This is a genomic window from Caulifigura coniformis (genome assembly GCF_007745175.1).
Classification (GTDB): Bacteria; Planctomycetota; Planctomycetia; order Planctomycetales; family Planctomycetaceae; genus Caulifigura; species Caulifigura coniformis.
This window is the reverse complement of sequence record NZ_CP036271.1, coordinates 5,034,651-5,050,206: the sequence shown is the minus strand read 5'-3', so window position 1 is coordinate 5,050,206 and position 15,556 is coordinate 5,034,651. Positions and strand designations below refer to the sequence as shown.

General features: G+C 63.6%; 12 protein-coding genes. 9 read left to right on the top strand and 3 right to left on the bottom strand.

All coding sequences use genetic code 11. The features are described from left to right. Positions 1 to 92 precede the first annotated feature (92 nt). Genes Pan44_RS20245 through Pan44_RS20235 form a run of 3 tightly spaced genes read left to right on the top strand, consistent with a single transcriptional unit; the run spans position 93 to position 3,172 of the window. A complete protein-coding gene (locus tag Pan44_RS20245) occupies positions 93 to 803 on the top strand; it encodes an ABC transporter ATP-binding protein (protein WP_197453513.1) in 711 nt (236 codons plus the stop codon). After that, positions 800 to 1,960: an ABC transporter permease gene (locus Pan44_RS20240; RefSeq protein WP_145033009.1), complete on the top strand. Its 1,161-nt coding sequence runs from the start codon at positions 800 to 802 to the stop codon at positions 1,958 to 1,960. Before Pan44_RS20245 ends, Pan44_RS20240 begins: the two co-directional genes overlap by 4 nt. Before the next feature lie 48 nt (positions 1,961 to 2,008). Beyond that, positions 2,009 to 3,172, top strand: coding sequence for an ABC transporter permease (locus Pan44_RS20235; protein WP_145033004.1), 1,164 nt, complete (start codon positions 2,009 to 2,011; stop codon positions 3,170 to 3,172). 57 nt (positions 3,173 to 3,229) lie between these two features. Here Pan44_RS20235 and Pan44_RS20230 read toward each other — a convergent pair whose 3' ends face one another. After that, positions 3,230 to 4,096: a hypothetical protein gene (locus Pan44_RS20230; RefSeq protein ID WP_197453512.1), complete on the bottom strand. Its 867-nt coding sequence runs from the start codon at positions 4,094 to 4,096 to the stop codon at positions 3,230 to 3,232. 246 nt (positions 4,097 to 4,342) lie between these two features. Between Pan44_RS20230 and Pan44_RS20225 the strand changes: the two genes are divergently transcribed. Together Pan44_RS20225 and Pan44_RS20220 are read left to right on the top strand one after the other, a co-directional pair. Next, positions 4,343 to 5,149 carry a Nif3-like dinuclear metal center hexameric protein gene (locus tag Pan44_RS20225; RefSeq protein WP_145032997.1) on the top strand — a complete coding sequence of 269 codons (807 nt, stop codon included), beginning with the start codon at positions 4,343 to 4,345 and terminating at the stop codon, positions 5,147 to 5,149. Further along, positions 5,146 to 5,562 (top strand): DUF983 domain-containing protein, encoded by a 417-nt coding sequence (locus Pan44_RS20220; protein WP_145032993.1) that lies wholly within the window; start codon positions 5,146 to 5,148, stop codon positions 5,560 to 5,562. Before Pan44_RS20225 ends, Pan44_RS20220 begins: the two co-directional genes overlap by 4 nt. Positions 5,563 to 5,823: 261 nt before the next feature. On the opposite strand, the gene Pan44_RS20215 is transcribed toward Pan44_RS20220, so the two are convergent. After that, the gene (locus Pan44_RS20215) at positions 5,824 to 8,349 is read right to left on the bottom strand and encodes an ATP-dependent Clp protease ATP-binding subunit (protein WP_145032990.1); all 2,526 of its coding nucleotides are present in this window, start codon (positions 8,347 to 8,349) and stop codon (positions 5,824 to 5,826) included. Positions 8,350 to 8,687: 338 nt separating this feature from the next. Here Pan44_RS20215 and Pan44_RS20210 point away from each other — a divergent pair, with 338 nt between their 5' ends. The 4 genes from Pan44_RS20210 (at position 8,688) to ftsH (ending at position 15,112) form a co-directional block, all read left to right on the top strand. Further along, positions 8,688 to 9,878 carry a mandelate racemase/muconate lactonizing enzyme family protein gene (locus Pan44_RS20210; RefSeq protein WP_145032988.1) on the top strand — a complete coding sequence of 397 codons (1,191 nt, stop codon included), beginning with the start codon at positions 8,688 to 8,690 and terminating at the stop codon, positions 9,876 to 9,878. Positions 9,879 to 10,123: 245 nt separating this feature from the next. Beyond that, complete coding sequence (locus Pan44_RS20205; protein ID WP_145032984.1) at positions 10,124 to 11,077, top strand: serine O-acetyltransferase; 954 nt, start codon at positions 10,124 to 10,126, stop codon at positions 11,075 to 11,077. Positions 11,078 to 11,322: 245 nt separating this feature from the next. Then, entirely contained in the window at positions 11,323 to 12,999 is a 1,677-nt protein-coding gene (locus Pan44_RS20200) for an outer membrane protein assembly factor BamB family protein (RefSeq protein ID WP_145032981.1), read from the top strand. Between the two features lie 121 nt (positions 13,000 to 13,120). After that, positions 13,121 to 15,112 (top strand): ATP-dependent zinc metalloprotease FtsH, encoded by a 1,992-nt coding sequence (ftsH, locus tag Pan44_RS20195; protein WP_231754116.1) that lies wholly within the window; start codon positions 13,121 to 13,123, stop codon positions 15,110 to 15,112. A gap of 230 nt (positions 15,113 to 15,342) precedes the next feature. Here ftsH and Pan44_RS27515 read toward each other — a convergent pair whose 3' ends face one another. Further along, positions 15,343 to 15,513 carry a hypothetical protein gene (locus Pan44_RS27515; RefSeq protein ID WP_197453511.1) on the bottom strand — a complete coding sequence of 57 codons (171 nt, stop codon included), beginning with the start codon at positions 15,511 to 15,513 and terminating at the stop codon, positions 15,343 to 15,345. Positions 15,514 to 15,556: the final 43 nt, after the last annotated feature.

Here is a 15,556-nt window from a genome sequence, read left to right as displayed (position 1 = left end):
AGCAATCGGGCTCTTGTGAAAAGCGAACACCGGACGTGCATGGGGGATGGGCGCCCCATCACAATCCGGCCGGTCCTCCGAGGAGCGAGAACGTGTCTGAACGTGTCGTTGTCATCCGCGACCTGTACAAGGAGTTCCATCGTGACCAGATCACGATCCCGGTTCTCAGCGGGCTGACGCTGGAAATCGACCAGGGCGAGTTCGTCTCGCTGATGGGGCCTTCAGGCTCGGGCAAGTCGACACTGCTGAACCTGATCGCCGGACTCGACAAGCCGACCCGCGGAGTGGTCCAGGTCGTCGGCGAGGACCTGAAGCAGCTCTCGGAAGGACAGCTTGCCAACTGGCGCTCGCGGCATGTGGGCTTCATCTTCCAGCTCTACAACCTGATCCCGGTTCTCACCGCCTATGAGAATGTCGAGCTGCCGCTGACGCTCACCCACCTGACCAAGCGCGAGCGCGACGAGCATGTCCGTGCGGCGCTCGAAGTCGTCGGCCTGGCCGAGCGGATGGACCACTTCCCCCGCCAGCTCTCCGGCGGTCAGGAACAGCGCGTCTCGATCGCCCGCGCGATCGCGACCGATCCGACGCTGATCGTCGCCGACGAACCGACCGGCGACCTGGATGCCAAGTCGGCCGGCGAGATTCTCGACCTCCTTGGCCGGCTCAACACCGAGTTCAAGAAGACCATCATCATGGTCACCCACGACCCACACGCCGCCGAACGGGCGACCCGCCAGCTGCACCTGGAGAAGGGCGTTCTCGTCGGCAATCCGCAGCCCGTTTCCGCGGGGCGCACCGCATGAAAACGCTCAAGTACATCTGGCGAAACGTCATGCGGAACAAGCTCCGCACGACGCTGACGATCCTCTCGATCGGCTTCAGCCTCGCGCTCATGACCGTGCTGCACGGGTTCATGGTCACGCAGTCGGCGTGGGGCGATGAAGCGAAGAAATACAACCGCATCGTGGCCCTCAATATCCAGGGCTTCTCGGGACGGTTGCCGATCGCCTACGTCGAAAAAGTCCGTGGCATGGAAGGGATCGTCGATGCGGTCCCGTATGCGTGGTACGGCGGGCTCTACAAGGACGAAGCCCAGATGTCGTTCGCGCAGTTCGCAACGGATGCAGAACATGCGTTCAACGTCTGGGACGAATTCAAGATCACGCCCGACGAGCACAAGGCCTGGCTGGCCGACAAACAGGGCTGCGTGGCCGACCGAACACTGGCCGAGCAGCAGGGCTGGAAGCTCGGCGACAAGATCCCGCTGAGGTCCACGTTCTACACGTTCCCGCTCGACCTGAACCTTGTCGGATTCTTTGACGCGCCGAACAACACCGGGCAGATCTGGTTCCACTGGAAGTATCTCGACGAAGGCCTGCGGAACACGAACGCCCGGGGCGACGGCAATGCCGGGATGCTCTACGCCAAGACCAGGACCGCCGCTGTCATTCCCGATCTCGTCAAGAAGATCGATGCCGAGTATGCCAGCTCGGAGCATCCCGTGCGGACCCAGACCGAAGCGGCATTCGCCCAGATGTTCAGCGACATGATGGGCAATGTTCAGGGCTTCATTCAGAGCATCGGAATCGCCGTCGTGTTCTCGCTCTCGCTCGTGGCCGCGAATGCGATGGCCATGTCGATGCGGGAGCGGACGACCGAGATCGCCGTCCTCAAGGCGATCGGATTCCCACGCAGCCGAGTCATGCGGATGATCCTCGGCGAGTCGTGCCTGATTGCGCTCTTGGGAGGGATCCTGGGCGTCTCCATCGGTTGCGCCTTCCTGGAACTGGGGCACCGCGCCAACCCGCAGTTGTTCGCGTTCGGCGTGAAGGCCCTGGTCGGGCCGTGGATGCTGGTGCTGCTGGCGGTTTCCGCGGGCATCGGCCTTGTGAGCGGCATCGTGCCGAGCGTGCGTGCGGCCCAGCTCTCCGTGATTGATGGCCTGCGCCGCGTTGTCTGAGACGAGTTCATCCCGGAAACCCCGACTCCTGGTTCCTGATCCCTTCCGATGATTCCTCTCAAATACAACGTCCGTAACCTGCGCGTCCGCTGGATCACCACGCTGATGACCGTCATCGGCACGGGGCTGGTCGTCTGGGCGATGGTCCTCACGTTCGGTCTCACCGACGGCCTCGAGCACGCGCTGTCGATCAGCGGCCAGCCGCTCGACCTGATCGTCCTGCGAAAAGGCGCCAACGACGAAACCGGAAGCAACGTTGCGCAGGCCACCGCCGACCAGATCGCCGATCTGGAAGGCGTCGCGAAGAACGACCAGGGCCAGCCCCTCTGTTCCGCGGAGTTCGTCACGATCCTGACGAAGCCCCGCCGCAACAACGGCGGAACGACCAACCTGATCGTCCGCGGAGTGGACGTGATGAGCCGGGAGCTTCGGCCCGACTTCAAGATTGTCAAAGGCCGCGACCTGAAGCCCGGCGTGAACGAAGCGATCACCAGCGAGAACATGGCCCGCCGGTTCGAGAATCTGGCGATCGGAGAGAAGCTCGAAATCAACAAGGTCGACTTCGAGATCGTCGGCTACTTCGAGGCCGGCGGCAGCTCGGCCGAGTCGGAGGTATGGACCGACATCCGCGACATCGCGAGCGCTCGACGCACGGCCGATGCCATTTCCTCGGTGAACCTGAGGGCCCGCGACAAGGAGTCGCAGGCCCTGCTGGTGGACAAGCTCAAGAACGACGAGCAATTCAGCCTTCAGCCGCTTCCGGAGCCAGAGTATTTCGCGAAGCAGCTCGAGCAGGCGGTGTTCATCAAGTTCGTCGGGCTGTTCATCGCGGTGTTCCTGACGATCGGGGCGATGTTCGCCGCGGCCAACACGATGTTTGCGGCCGTCGCGAGTCGTGGGCGCGAGATCGGCACACTGCGGGCGCTCGGGTTCAAGCGCCGCAGCATCCTGCTGTGCTTCCTGCTCGAATCGGTGATCCTCTGTCTGCTCGGGGGAATCCTGGGATGCCTGGCGACGCTGCCGTTCAACGGGCTCTCGACCGGGACGGCCAACTGGGCCACATTCAGCGAGATCACGTTTGCGTTCCGGTTCGGGCCGCGGGTGCTGCTGCAGGGAGTGCTGATGTCACTCGCGATGGGCCTGCTCGGCGGGCTCATTCCCGCGATCCGCGCGGTGCGGCTGAACATCGTGAATGCGCTCCGCGAGCAGTAGCCCCCTCAGTGAGTGGGACAAGTCGGCGACCGATCCGTGCGGCCGGGAGTCGCTGCGTCATTTCTTCGCGGCCTCTGGTTCAACAGTTCTGGCCGACACCACGAGCAGCCCGGACGGATGGGGGGAAGCGACGTCCCCTTCACGCCCTGCGACGACCACCGAATGCCCGCTCGGGATGCTGACCGTCGTCTGAGTCCGTTGCTGGACGATGGAACTGGAACGGACGCGATCGTCCGCTGCACCTCGCTCGTTCGCCGGATCCTCGACCATCTCCGTCGAGTCGCAGATCAACTCGCAGAGGATCTCGCTTCTGTCGTTGAAGCGGGGAATCACGCTGAATGTGACGCCGACCTTCTGGTCCGTTCTCTGGGGCGTCGTTCCCCGGGAAGTCGTCATTGAACCGACCACTCTTGGAACGATCTCGGTGATCGCCGTGCTCGCAATCTGTTCGTCGAGGGTCGTCAGCGTGTACGCCCGCGCCCGTGCGACCTTTCCTTCCCGCACCCACTCGCGCGCGGTCTTCAGCACCTCACCGGCCGATCCTTTCAGAAGCTCCGTGTCGATGCCGACCGGCGAATTCCCGTCGGCCGCCTCCGCCAGGTCGATCAGGACTGCCTGGACTTCAATGCGTTGTCTCGGCCGGTCTGCAATCTCCAGTTCCTTCAGCACATTGTCCATCTGCGCCGTTGTCGCCGTCCGAACCGAAAGCACATTGCCGCTCGGCCCGGCGACAAACCTGATCCCCTTTTCCTGCTCGTAGGCCTTCGACAGAAAAACCGCCAGGTCCTGCACCGACTGATTCCGTCCGCAGTACAGCATCCGCACGCCCGGTTCGTTCGGCTGGGCCTCCTGCGCCAGGATCCGGCCCTCCGCTCCGATGGCCCACAACGCCGTGACCAGCATCGTTGCAATGGCTCTCTGCATCTCCCGCCTCCTGAAGACTGAGATTCCCGAAAAGGGACCGACAGGACACTCGTCAGCCCACCATCCCGCCATTGGCTTCCGCTCATGCAACACCGGGTCGATCTCAAGGTTTCGGACGATCGGGAGGATCCTTCTCTCAGCATGCGTATGCGTCTCTTCCTCGCGTGAGCGAGTCTCCCGAAACCCCGCTCCCCGACCTGTCGCCAGCTTGAGTCCTGCCGCGTCGATCGTGATGATCGCACCATCATGGCTCACCCATCACTCACCGTCGGCGACATCGCGCGGTTCCTCGCCGAACTCGCGCCCCCCGGCCTCTCGGAGCCCTGGGACAACACCGGCCTCCTCGTCGGCGATGAAAACTCTCCCGCACGGAATGTGTTGACCTGTCTCACGCTGACGGAAGACGTTGCCGAAGAAGCCGCCCACGCCGGGGTCGGCCTCGTCGTCTCTCATCACCCGCTCCTCTTCAAGGCCGTGAAACGCATCACGGCCGAATCGAGCGAAGGCCGCACTCTGCTGACCCTGCTGAAGGCGGGCATCGCCGTGTACAGCCCGCACACGGCGTTCGACAGTGCGGCCCAGGGCATCAACCGCCGGCTCGCCTCGAAGTTTGGCCTCTCGGACATTCGGCCGCTGCGTCCGACGGGCGATGAAAGTCCGGCCGGCGGAGGCCGCTTCGGACGTCTGCCGGAGGCCGTTCCGCTGTCGGAGTTTCTGCAGGTCGTCCGCAGGTCACTGGGCGTCGACGCTCTCGGCTACGTCGGCCAGTTGGACAGGTCCGTCCGGATGGTGGCGGTCGCCTGCGGCGCGGCGGCGGAGTTCCTCGACGACGCACTCCACCATGACTGCGACGTGCTCGTGACGGGCGAAGCCCGCTTCCACGCCTGCCTGGACGCCCGCGCCAAGGGCGTGGCGATGATCCTGGCCGGCCACTACGCCACCGAGCGTCCCGCCGTCGAGGAACTGGCCCAACTGATTGCCGCCACATTTCCCGGCCTCGTGGCCGCGGCGAGCCGCGTGGAAAGCGACCCGCTGAAGTGGAGCACGCCATGACGAGCGAGACGCCCGACGACCGGCCGGCGATTCGCCGCTGGACGCGCCCGGAGTATCCCACGCTGGTCCAGCGGGCCCTGAAGCTGCGCTGCCCCCGCTGTGGCGAAGGCCAACTCTTCAGCGGCTTCTTCCGCATGCATGAGCGCTGCAGCAGCTGCGGGCTCAAGTACGAACGCGCGCCGGGATACTACCTCGGCTCGTCGTATGTAAACTATGGCCTGACGGCCGTCGCGCTCCTGATCGCCTACATCATCCTGCACTACAAGCTGGGTTACTCCAACCAGCAACTGGCCGGCCCGCTGGCCGGTTTCTGTGTCATCTTCCCGCTGCTGGCCTTCCGCTACGCCCGGGCCCTGTGGCTGGCGATGGATTGCCGGTGGGATCCGGCGATGATGACGGATGAAGAGGATTGAGGACGCAAAGCTCCGAAGGAGCGACACTGCTTAGCCGGGTGCGTCAGCACCCGGAATGAGCTCCCACACGTCGCAGCCTCGAAGGGGCGACAGATCGTCTGCCGTCATCTGGATCGATCAGTCGAATCTCGATCTCGTCACCGGCGAGGCGCGCTTTCATGCGTGTGCCGCCTTCCACTGGCCTGCGGTGAACGCGAACGGAGACAGCGCAAGAAAGAAGCCCGGGGGTTGCAACCCCCGGGCTTTCGCGAGAGATCAAACTTACGCGCCGGCTGAAGCCAGTTCCTCTTCCGGAGCCGCTTCTTCGGCCGAGGCCGTGAACTCCAGACGCTTTTCTTCGCCAACTTCCGCGACCTTGACCGTGATGACCGTCTTCCCCTGGAACTCGCCGCGGAGAAGCTCCTCCGCCAGCGGGTCTTCGACGTACATCTCGACGGCACGACGAAGCGGACGCGCGCCGTATTCGGCTTCGCGGTTGCCTTCGACGGCCCGGGCCTTCTCGATGACGAACTGCTTCGCTTCGTCGGTCAGGATGAGGGTCATGCCCCGTTCCTTCAGACGCTCGCGCACCTTCGACATCTCGAACTCGACGATGCTCTTCATGTTCTCGTCGGTCAGCTTGTGGAACACGACGATCTCATCAAGACGGCCGATGAACTCGGGCTTGAAAACGCGGCTGACTTCCGCCAGCACGTTCTTCTTCATCTTGTCGTAGCTCGCGTTCTCGTCGCTGGCGACGTCGAACCCGAACGACTTGTTGGCGATCGCCTGGGCGCCGACGTTCGTCGTCATGATCAGGATCACGTTCTTGAAGTCGACCTTCCGACCGAAGCTGTCGGTCAGATGGCCTTCTTCCATGATCTGCAGAAGCATGTTGTAAACGTCGGGATGCGCCTTCTCGATTTCGTCGAGCAGGACCACGCTGTACGGCCGGCGGCGGATCTTTTCCGTCAACTGGCCGCCTTCTTCATAGCCGACATATCCCGGAGGGGCGCCAATGAGGCGGCTGATGTTATGCCGCTCCTGGTACTCCGACATGTCGATCTGCACGAGGGCGTCTTCCTCGCCGAACATGAATTCGGCGAGCGTCTTCGCGAGCAGCGTCTTGCCGACGCCGGTCGGTCCGGAGAACAGGAACGTCGCCGTCGGACGCTTCGGGTCTTTCAGACCGCTGCGGCTGCGGCGAACCGCCTTGCACACCAGCTTGATCGCCTCGTCCTGCGAAACGACCCGCTTGTGCAGCTCCTTCTCCATCTCCAGCAGCCGAACCTGGTCTTCGCTCGACAGCCGGGTGAGCGGAACGCCGGTCATCTTGGCGACGACCTCCGAAATCACCTCGCCGTCGACGACTCCGTCGACTTCCTTCGACTTCTGACGCCACTCCTTGTTGATCGACTCCTTCTTCTTCTTCAGCTTGTCGGCCGAATCGCGCAGCGCCGCGGCCTTCTCGAAGTCCTGATTGGCGACGGCTTCTTCCTTCTGGGTGTTCAGCCGCTCCATTTCCTCTTCGAGCTCTTTCAGATCCGGCGGACGGACCATGCTCTTCAGCCGGATGCGGGCGCCCGCTTCGTCAATCACGTCGATCGCCTTGTCCGGCAGGCAGCGGCCGGTGATGTAGCGGCTCGACAGCTCGACCGACTTCTCGAGGGCGTCGTCGGTGTACTGGACGCGGTGGTGGCTCTCGTAACGATCGCGCAGACCCTTGAGGATCTCGACCGCCTGGTCCTTGCTCGGCGGATCGACCATCACCATCTGGAAGCGGCGTTCGAGAGCGCCGTCCTTCTCGATGTACTTGCGGTACTCGTCGAGGGTGGTCGCTCCGATGCACTGCATCTCGCCGCGGCTCAGGGCCGGCTTCAGCACGTTCGAGGCGTCGATCGCCCCTTCCGCGCCGCCCGCGCCCACGAGGGTGTGCAGTTCGTCGATAAACAGGATCACGTTCTTGGCGCGACGAACTTCGTTCATCACGGCCTTGATCCGCTCTTCGAACTGACCGCGGTACTTCGTGCCGGCGACCATCATCGCGAGGTCGAGCACGACGATCCGGCGATCCCGCAGGATCTCCGGAACGTTGCCTTCGATCACGAGCTGGGCGAAGCCTTCGACGATGGCCGTCTTGCCGACGCCCGCCTCACCGAGGAGCACCGGATTGTTCTTCTGGCGACGGCAGAGAATCTGCGTCACGCGTTCGATCTCGTTGGCGCGGCCGATGACCGGATCGAGCTTGCCCTGGCGGGCGAGTTCGGTGAGGTCGCGGCCGAAGCTGTCGAGGGCCGGAGTCTTGCTCTTGCCCGACTGCTTCTCGGATTTCTGCGTCCCCCGTTCGGTCGATTCGCTCCCCTGCTCGAGGCCATGCCCCAGCAGGTTCAGAACCTCCTCGCGGACGTCTTCGAGCTTCATGCCGAGATTCATGAGAACCTGAGCGGCCACACCTTCCTGCTCGCGCAGGAGGCCGAGGAGAAGGTGCTCGGTGCCGACGTAGTTGTGGTTGAGGTTGCGCGCCTCTTCCATCGCGTACTCGATCACCTTCTTGGCGCGAGGCGTCTGCGGCAGCTTGCCCATCGTGACCATGTCCGGACCGGACTGGACGATGTTCTCGACCTCATGGCGGATCTTGCGGAGGTCGACGTCCAGATTCTTCAGAACGTTGGCCGCGACGCCCGAGCCCTCTTTCACGAGACCCAGCAGGATGTGTTCCGTGCCGATGTATTCGTGGTTGAACCGCTGAGCTTCCTGGTTGGCCAGTTGCATGACCTTCCGGGCTCGATCGGTAAATCGTTCGTACATTCAAAACTCCTCGCAACTGCCGTTGCGGCAGGAAGTTGCAAAACCGAGACCGGAGCATCCCCGACTGGGTTTCGTGCTGGAAGGACTGGTCCGTCAGCCCCCGTAATAATCTGCGGAATTCTAGTTGCGGACAGGGGAAGCGGCAAGATACGGGTTGACTCGGCGATTCGTCCGCAAAGCCATTCTCATCCTCCACCGCCCCTTCCGATCCTCGCGCTCTGAAATCATACGTCGCAGCCGATAGGATCCGGGGTACAGACCATGGATTTGACGGCCGGGACGTGTTGCCCGTTCGAAACATCCGGCCCCCGTCCCGTTCTCCCGCTCAAGTTTCTGCCGTGCGTCTCGTCGAACTCACCGCCACGCACGCACGCATTCCACTCAAGCGTCGCATCCGGCACGCCTCACACACGCGGACCGACAACGACACGCTGCTTATCCGGGCCCGACTTGACGATGGCACGATCGGCTGGGGGGAAGGCCTGCCCCGGGAGTACGTCACCGGGGAGACCATCGAAACGGCCTGGGAGCATTTCGCCCGATTCGACTTCGGCGCGGTCCTTGGAGGCGAACTCGACGCACGGAACGTCCTGGCAAATGTCGCCGGCCGGCTGGAAATGTTCACATCGACACCCCTCGATCGGGCTCGTCGATCCAGCTTTGGCAATGCGTTTCGCTGCGCCGTGGAACTGGCCGTCCTGGATGCCGTCTGCCGCAGCCTCGGCCGGCCGCTCTCGGCGGTATTCGATGCCATCCCCGGCGCCGAACCGCTGCGCCAGAATCGCGATCGGGCGCAATACAGCGGTGCCCTGTCTTCCACTGGTCCGATTCGCACCCTCATCGGAGCCGGAATGTTCCGGTACTACGGCTTCGAGTTCTGCAAAGTCAAAGTCGGAAAGTGGCCGCTGATCGATCCGTGGAATGTCCGCGCCATTCGGCATGCGTGCGGTCGGAAGATGGACCTCCGCGTCGACGCGAACGAGGCGTGGCGCCCTGATGACGTCGAGAGACGCGTCGCCGCACTTCGGCCCGCCCGAATTTCGGCCGTGGAACAGCCTGTCCGTCATACGGACGTCGAGAGACTCGCGACCATTCGTCCGCGACTCGGTGTCGATGTGATCCTCGATGAGTCGCTGTGCAGTACGGACGACGCCCAGCGCGCGATCGACCTGGGACTGTGCGACATCTTCAACCTCAGACTCTCGAAGTGCGGGGGAATCGTCAGAACGGGTGCCCTGGCGCGCATGGCGCGCGCGGCGGGGCTGGAATTCCAGCTCGGCTGCCAGGTCGGCGAGACCGGGTTGCTCTCCGCCGCGGGACGGCACTTCGCCTGTAAGATCGGCCCGCTGCGGTACGTCGAAGGAAGCTTCGACCGCCTGCTGGTGGCCGAGCCGCTGATCAAGGAGGACATCACCTTTCGCCGCGGGGGCTGGGGCGCCCGGCTCGAAGGCCCTGGCCTGGGGGTGACCGTCGACCTGGACGCCGTCCGGCGAGTGACCATTCGCGAGAATCGCCGAACGCTGGGTTAGGGGCGACGGGCCGCTTCCCGGGAGTTCGCCTCGCGATTCCATTCAACTTGGAGAGGTCTGGTGGACGATTCCCCCAGTGCTTGAAGCGCCTGCGACAACGGTCGTAGAATTCAGGCAAGCAGGGGGAACTTTCCGGGGGATACTGTGTCCCCGCTTCCAGGCGACCCGCCGATTCGGCCGGTCGCCAACCGGCGGCCCTGGCTGGCTTTGTGATTCAGGACGCCGCTTCGCGCGGGAGCACCTTCATGGCGACGGATTTCCGCATCAAGGAAGAACTCGGCCAACTCACCGACCGGCTCGTCGACAGCTATCTCGAGCACCGTTCGATCAACTATCTGGGGCATTGCCCGCTCCCGAACGTCGCGGATGTCGTGAGCATCGTCTCCGATGTGAAGGAACTCCTGTTCCCCGGCTACAGGCGGCGGCAGCATCTTCACATGGGCAACGTCACCTACTTCGTCGGTGACATGATCGATTCGCTCCACGACCGGCTGACGCAGCAGATCGCCCGCGCCGTCCGCTATGGCAGCGACACCCAGCACAGTGATTGCTGCGAAACCGAGAAGCTCAAAGATTTCGAAATGGAGGGACAGCGACAGACCGTCCGCTTCCTCGAATCGCTGCCCGAACTCCGGCGACTGCTGGCCACAGACGTCCAGGCCGCCTTCGACGGCGACCCGGCCGCCTCCGGACTCGACGAGATCATCTTCTGCTATCCCGGCCTCGAAGCCATCAGCAGCTACCGCATCGCCCACCAGTTGTTCCGTCAGGGAGTCCCGCTGATTCCCCGCATGATCTCGGAAGACGCCCACAAGCTGACCGGAATCGACATCCACCCTGGGGCGAAAATCGGCCCGTCCTTCTTCATCGACCACGGAACGGGCGTCGTCATCGGCGCGACGTGCGAGATCGGCTCGCGGGTGAAGATCTACCAGGGAGTCACTCTCGGGGCCCTGAGCTTCGCCAAGGATGAAGACGGAAATCTCGTTCGCGGCAGCAAACGGCATCCGACGATCGACGATGACGTCGTGATCTACGCGAACGCGACGGTCCTGGGGGGGGAGACGACTGTCGGCGCCAACTGCGTCGTCGGCGCCAGCGTGTCGCTGACCCGCACGATCCCGCCGTACACGGTGGTGACCATCGAGAAGCCCCAGCTTCGATTCCGGGACCTCCAGCCCAAGCCTGAAGCAGGTTGATGGGGGCCGTTTCCGGGGTCCAGCTCCCGCCCGGCGGCGGGACTTCTCCGCCATCGCCTTCCGGAACCTGAAGATCCGCTCACCCCGCGGATTGTCTCCACTCCCCTCCGTTGCATTCATTCCCCGGCCTCAGTGCCTATAATTTCGGGTTGCCGCCGCAGGAGCCTGCGCGGTGACCTGTCCCACCCGTCGATTGCGGACGGGATGTCCGCACCCCGCCTCACTGTGTTCAGGAAGTCCTGCCCATGCGATTGTCCCACTGGCTCATTCCCGCGGCGCTCGTCACCGCTGGCACCGCTGGACTGATCAACTGTCTTGCCGCGGCTGAGAAGGACTCGAAGGACGAAGACCCGACCGCCATGGCGGCGGCGGAGATCAAGGCACGGGCCGTCAAGCCGTCGGACTGGCCGCAGTGGGGCGGCTGGACTCATCGCAACAATACGCCCGACGCGAAGAACGTCCCGATCGAATGGGACGTGGAAAGCGGGAAGAACATCCTGTGGTCGGCCCCGCTCGGCTCCCAGACCTACGGCAACGTCGTCGTGGCGAACGGCAAGGTCTACATCGGAACCAACAACCACCACGCCTGGCTGAAGCGATACCCCAAGACTGTCGACCTCGGCGTGTTCCTCTGCTTCAACGAAGCGGACGGCAAATTCCTGTGGCAGCATTCCAGCCCGAAGCTGCCCACCGGACGCGTCCACGACTGGCCCGATCAGGGAATCTGCGCCGCCGCTTATGCGGAAGGCGACAAGGTCTGGTACGTCACGAGCCGCGGTGAAGTCGCCTGCCTCGACGCCGAAGGTTTCCACGACAACGAAAACGACGGCCCCTTCAAGCAGGAAGACAACGAGAACAAGGACGAGGCCGACATCATCTGGAAGTATGACATGATGGGCCAGATGGGCGTCTCGCAGCACAACATGTGCAATTCGTCGCTGATCTGCGTCGACGGTGTGCTGTTCGTCTGCACCTCCAACGGCGTCGACGAAACCCACGTCAACATCCCGGCCCCGAACGCCCCGAGCTTCTTCGCCATGGAGCGCGACACGGGCAAGGTGCTGTGGACCGACAAGAGCCCTGGCATCAACATTCTGCATGGCCAGTGGTCCAGCCCCGCCTATGGCGTCATGGGGGGCCAGAAGCAGGTCATCTTCGGCGGCGGCGACGGCTACATCTACAGCTTCGACCCCGCCGGCGACGGCCAGGGAAATGCCAAACTGCTGTGGAAGTTCGACTGCAATCCGAAGGCCTCGGTCTACTCCGTCAGCGGAAAGTCAGAACGGAATCACATCATCGGCACGCCGGTGATCTACAAGGGCCTGGTCTACGTCGGCGTGGGTGAAGATCCCGAGCACGGCGAAGGCAACGGCCACCTGTGGTGCATCGACCCGACCAAACGCGGCGACGTCAGCCCCGAACTGGCCCAGGACAAGGACGGCAAGCCGATCCCGCACCGCCGCCTGCAGGCTGTCGACCCGAAGGCCGGTGAAAAAGCGGTTCCAAACCCCGACTCCGCCGCCGTCTGGCACTATGTCGGCTTCGACAAGAACAAGGACGGCAAGCTCGAGTTCGAAGAGGAGATGCACCGCACCTGCGGCACGGTCGTCATCAAGGATGACATCCTCTATATCGCCGACTTCAGCGGCCTGGTCCACTGCCTGAACGCCCTCACCGGCGAGCAGCACTGGACGCACGACATGTTCGCGGCCGCCTGGTCAAGCCCGATGCTCGTTGAAGGCAAGGTCTACATCGGCGATGAAGACGGCGACGTGACGATCTTCAAGCACGGTCCGGAAATGGAGATCATCGCCGAGGTGAACATGGGGAACAGCGTGTACAGCACCCCGGTGATGGCCAACGGCGTTCTCTACATCTCGAACAAGTCGACGCTGTTCGCCATTGGCGAGAAGAAAGACTGATCCGGACGGCGGCCCCTGCCGTCGTGAAGCGATTGAAGTGTTCAGGAGTCATCCTCCGACCAGGCGGCTCCGGGTTTCACCCCGGAGTCGCCGGCGGATTGTCACCCAAGGAAGCGACCTCGTGAGTTCCGTCCCACCGAGCGGCCCCAAACCTCCCACAGCCACCAAGCCGCAATCCCGCTCGGAGGACCGCGAAACGGAAGCGCGCCGGACGGGCCCGCCCGTCCCGATGGTCCTGCTCCTGATCTCCATCATCCTTCTGGGATGGCTGTGGAGCCAGGCGGCCGCCATCGGCACGCGCGTCGACTACAGCTTCTTCTGGGATCAGCTCACCAAGCAGGACAACGTCAAGGACGTGAAGATCGTCAACACGACGATCACCGGCTCGTGGAAGAATCCTCCGTCCAACCCGGATGAGGCCACCAAGGCCCGGATGCCCACGCTCACGCCCGAATTCAACACCGAGATGCCCGTGGTCCCCGAGGACCGCGACCTGATCCCCGAACTCCGCAGGCGCAATATCAAGTTCGACGCACGCACGGCGCGGCCCAGCGTGTTCGTCGAAGCCTTCGCCTATTCGCTACCGCTGCTGCTCGTGTTCGGCATCATCATGTGGATGATGCGCCGATCGTCGGATCCCATGTCGTCCGGCGGCATGTTCGGCGGATTCATCCGCAGCCCCGCCAAGCGCTTCAAACCGTCCGACCAGAAGACCACCTTCGACGACGTCGCCGGCATGGAAAACGCCAAACGCGAACTCCAGGAAGTGGTGGAGTTCCTGAAGGACCCCGCCAAGTTCCAGCGGCTCGGCGCCCAGATTCCCAAGGGCGTGCTGCTCATGGGCCCTCCCGGAACCGGAAAGACGCTGGTGGCCCGTGCCGTCGCCGGCGAGGCGGGAGTTCCCTTCTTCTCGATCAACGGCAGCGAGTTCATCCAGATGTTCGTCGGCGTCGGCGCCAGCCGCGTCCGCGACATGTTCCGAGCCGCCAAGGAACAGTCCCCCTGCATCCTGTTCATCGACGAAATCGACGCCGTCGGACGCATCCGCGGCGGCGGCATCGGCGGTGGGCACGATGAACGCGAACAGACGCTCAACCAGATCCTCAGCGAAATGGACGGCTTCAACCAGTCCGAAGCCGTGATCGTCATCGCCGCGACGAACCGGCCTGACGTGCTCGACCCGGCCCTGCTCCGCCCGGGCCGGTTCGACCGCCACGTCACCGTCGACCGCCCGACCCGCGAAGGCCGCCTGGGCATCCTCAAGGTTCACGTCCGCAAAGTTCCGCTGGCCGAAAATGTCGATCTCGAACGTGTGGCCGGCAGCACCATCGGATTCTCCGGCGCTGACCTCCGGAATCTCGTCAACGAGGCCGCCCTCAACGCCACGCGCGAAGGCAAGACGGCCGTCGACCGCCACGACTTCGAGATCGCCAAGGACCGGATCGTGATGGGCGCCAAGCGCGAGGAAATCCTCGACGACTACGAGCGCGAAATGACCGCGTATCATGAGGCGGGGCACGCCCTCATCGGCTGGTATACGCCCGAGGTCGATCCCGTGCACAAGGTCACCATCGTTCCGCGCGGCCGGTCGCTGGGAGTCACCGAGTTCCAGCCCGAGGAAGATCGCTACCACATCGGCGAACGCCGGCTGCACGCGCAGCTTCGCATCGCCATGGGGGGCAGGGCGGCCGAGAAGCTGGTGTTCAACGAATACAGCGCCGGCGCCGAGCAGGACCTCAAGCAGGCGACTTCCATCGCCCGCAAGATGGTCGGGCGCTGGGGCATGAGCGAGTCAGTGGGCCCCGTCGCGTTCGTCGATGCCGAAGAAAATCCGTTCCTCGGCAAGGAAATGCACGACCAGCGCCACTTCAGCGAAAAGACCGCCTTTGCCATCGACCAGGAAATCCAGCGATTCCTGAGCGACGCCCAGGAGAGCGCCATCCAGCTGCTTCGCGAACATCGCACCGAACTCGATAAGGTTTCCGAGGCATTGCTGAAGTCGGAAATCCTCGACCGCGAAGCGCTCACGCTCCTGATCGGCCCCCCCAAGACGCGGAAATACGCCCCCGACAAGGTCGTCACCGTCTCACCCGACCAGCCGGTGCATACGTAATTCCGGCGCCGCGCAGGCTCTCCGGACTCTCAATAGGCGGCCGGCTCCTGGCTTGCCTGTCTGCGCAAACGCGACCCGTGTCTGTACAAACGCGAGAAGCCCGGCAGGGTCCCAAGGCCTTCATCGCACATCGTTCTGAAGAACGATGCGATGGGGATCGGGAAGCCGGGCTTTCAGTACTGGCCGGAAAGAAACTGACCGCAAAGAAATGATGCCGCTCGGCGGGGCGTCTACGACGCGCGGTTCCTGTCGTCTTCGTTCTCAGCCTCCTCAGCCATGGCGACATGCTGTGCCGCAGCCGGGCCAAAACCATGGCGACATTCGAGCATGCCGAGCATCGAGGCGAGCGCAATGAAGAGGAAACAGACCACGCCAGAAGCGCTGTCGGGATTGAAGGTCATGGCGAGAGTCTCCGGACTGACGGGAACGGCCGGAATTGACGTG